Annotated in this window: 2 protein-coding genes; both read left to right on the top strand. The window is 58.3% G+C overall.

What is annotated here, in order from left to right; all coding sequences use genetic code 11:
* Window positions 1-308 precede the first annotated feature (308 nt).
* Complete coding sequence (locus C0039_RS09485; protein WP_101517938.1) at window positions 309-2,036, top strand: dihydroxy-acid dehydratase; 1,728 nt, start codon at window positions 309-311, stop codon at window positions 2,034-2,036.
* Between the two features lie 213 nt (window positions 2,037-2,249).
* Window positions 2,250-3,168: TonB-dependent receptor (locus C0039_RS09480; protein WP_207796411.1), on the top strand; the 919-nt coding region annotated here is incomplete at its 3' end.

Here is a 3,168-nt window from a genome sequence, read left to right as displayed (position 1 = left end):
GAATTTGCGATAGTCGCGCATATTTTTATCCTCTGGTGGTATTCCGATGTTATTCAAGCACCACTTCTGTGAGCGCTGGAACTGGTTCTGGACAAGTTGGCGGAGAATAGGCCAGCGAGGGCGATAAGAATGTCGACAAACTGACAATGTAGCGCAGAACGATTACCCGGTCTTCAGCCACGAGGTGTGGCGCTGCACCCGGATTGTCGTCAAGGTGACGGTATCGTGGTGACGCGAGTCAGTAGTCTACAATTGTTCACCAATGCTGTGCGTATCTGCACATTAACGAATATAAAAGGATAGCCCACATGGCAGGAAAAACACCGGAAACATTGCGCAGCCGCCGCTGGTACGGCGAAGGCCCCGGTTCTACCGAGCACACCAGTCATGCCCTGCAGGCAGGATATGCCCGCGAGGAATTTCAGGGGCGCCCGGTTATCGGTATCGTCAACACCTGGAGTGATATGAATCCCTGTCACGCCCACCTGCGGGACAGGGCGGAGGCAGTGAAGCGCGGAGTCTGGCAGGCGGGTGGCTTCCCCGTGGAACTGCCGGCCATGTCGCTGGGGGAGGGCTATGTTAAGCCGTCTGCGATGCTCTATCGCAATTTCCTGGCGATGGAAACAGAGGAGTTGTTGCGCTGTCACCCCATCGACGGCGCCATATTGCTTGGCGGCTGTGACAAAACCACGCCTGGTTTATTGATGGGCGCGATCAGCATGGACATACCGGCAATATACTGCCCCGCCGGTTTTACCATGGGCGCAACCTTTCGCGGTGAGCGATTCGGTAGCGGTACCGGGCCGTTTCGTTATGCACCTGACCTGATCGCGGGGCGCCTGCCCATGGAGGACTGGGAGGCCATCGAGCAGAAAATATGGAGCTCCCCGGGCACCTGTAACGTAATGGGCACCGCGTCCACCATGACCGCGCTCGCGGAGGTGTTGGGGATGTCGCTCACCGGGGCGTCCTCTGTACCCGCCATGGACTCGCGTGGTCACCAATTGGGGGCTGCGGCAGGCAGGCGTATTGTGCAAATGGTCTGGGACGACCTGAAACCCAGTGACATCATCAGCGATGCCTCCGTTTTCAATGCCGCTAAAGCCTGCGTAGCGCTGGGCGGCTCCACCAATGCGGCGATTCACCTTATAGCCCTGGCGCGCCGGGCCGGGACGAGCTTTACGCTCGATGATTTCAACGACATCGGTCGCCAGGTGCCGGTGCTGGCCAATGTGCAGCCGTCGGGCGAATACATCATGCATGAGTTTGCCGATGCTGGCGGGCTGCCTGCTCTGCTGACCCAGATGGCGTCGAAACTGGATCTGGATTGCGCAACTGTCACCGGCGCCACGCTGGGTGAAAATATCCGCGGGGCAAAGGTTGGAGACGCCAATATCGTGCGCCCTCTGGATAACCCGGTGGCCACGGAGGCGCTGGCTGTGCTCAAGGGCAACCTGGCACCCAACGGCTGCGTAATAAAGCCCAGCGCAGCCACCGCGGAACTGTTACAGCACCGGGGCCCGGCGGTGGTCTTTAATGACGCCGACGACCTGGCCGCACGTATTCATGACCCGGATCTTGATGTGGATGCAAATAGCGTACTGGTGCTGCGCAATGTCGGCCCGCTGGGTGGGCCGGGTATGGCGGAAAACGGCATGATTCCCATTCCCAGGAAGCTGGCAGAACAGGGTATTCGGGACGTGGTACGTATCAGCGACGCCAGAATGAGCGGTACCAGTTTTGGTACCTGCGCACTGCATATAAGCCCGGAATCCTGGATCGGTGGCCCGCTGGCGCTGGTGGAGGACGGTGATGAAATAGAGCTGGATGTAGCGGGGAGGGCGATCACGCTCTGCGTGGAGGACGCTGTGCTGGAACAGCGCAGGCAGGCCTGGCAGGCCCCGGAGCCTCACTATAAACGCGGTTGGGGGATGTTGTTCTCGGATAACGTCAATCAGGCGCACGAGGGCTGTGACTTCGACATGCTGGCCAGCCGGGAACCGACTCCAGAGCCGCCGGTGCACGGAAAAATATAGTCCACCCCAGACAGATAGCGCAGCCGGCAGCGTCCAGCCATATCGAGCAATAGAAGCAAAGACAGGTAAATGTCACTTTGGTGACATTTATCTATTATTGTCCGGTTTATATTGCGCCGGTCCCGGGAACGAAGTCAGCGCCGGCTCCCGGGGGCACCGCAATAAATAAAATAATGTAACAACCGAACATAATACGTTTAAAGGAACTCTCTCATGAAGACGAACGCCCGTTTCTCTCTCACTGCCATGACGCTTGGCCTGGCGATGGCCCATCAGGCCGGTGCACAGGGTCTTGAAGAAGTCGTGGTAACAGCCACCAAGCGTGCCGAAAGCATGCAGGACGTGCCGATTTCGATGATCGCGATGAGCGGTCAGGACATCAAGGACTTCGGCGTGACCCGTGGCGAGGAGTTCTCCGCCAATATGCCGGCCGTATCGATAAAGCAGAACCCGATTGGCAACTTCATCTTCATTCGGGGCGTCGGTACACCCGGTTCCAACCAGGGTATCGAGCAGTCGGTGTCACTGTTTCACGATGGCATCTATATGGGCCGCAGCCAGCTCTCACGGGCACCCTTTATGGACCTGGAGCGAGTGGAGGTACTGAAAGGTCCACAGAGTGTGCTGTTCGGCAAGAACACCATAGGTGGGGCGATTCACGTTATCAGCGCCAAGCCTACCGATGAGGTAGAAGGCATGATCAGCGGCCTCTACGGTTGGGAAGACGGCGAGCAGGAGATTACCGGTGTACTCTCCGGTCCGATTACCGACAGCCTGTCGGGACGCATTGCCTACCGGGGTTATGAACTGGACGGCTACCTGGAGAATGAACTGACCGGCGACGACGCCCCCGAACGCGACGACAAGACACTGCGTCTGCAGTTGTCGTGGGACGCCACCGATAACCTGAATATTACCGGTAAGTGGGAGAACAGCGAATTCAACCAGGTGCAGCAGACCACGCAGTTGAGCGTGATCGACCCGGTCGGCAACGGCGTTGGCTTCTCGGCGTTGAACTCGGCTCTGCGCTCTTTCGTTACTGGCGACACTTCCCCTGAAAAGTATGATGATAAGCGCGCGGTTATCAACGACGGTGGCGCCACGCTGGGGGATGCGGCCCTTTTCTTGGACT

The sequence above is a fragment of the Pseudohalioglobus lutimaris genome (genome assembly GCF_002866825.1).
In the GTDB taxonomy this organism is placed as follows: Bacteria; Pseudomonadota; Gammaproteobacteria; order Pseudomonadales; family Halieaceae; genus Halioglobus; species Halioglobus lutimaris.
Note: the sequence above shows the minus strand (reverse complement) of the source record. Positions and strands in the feature narration are given on the sequence as shown.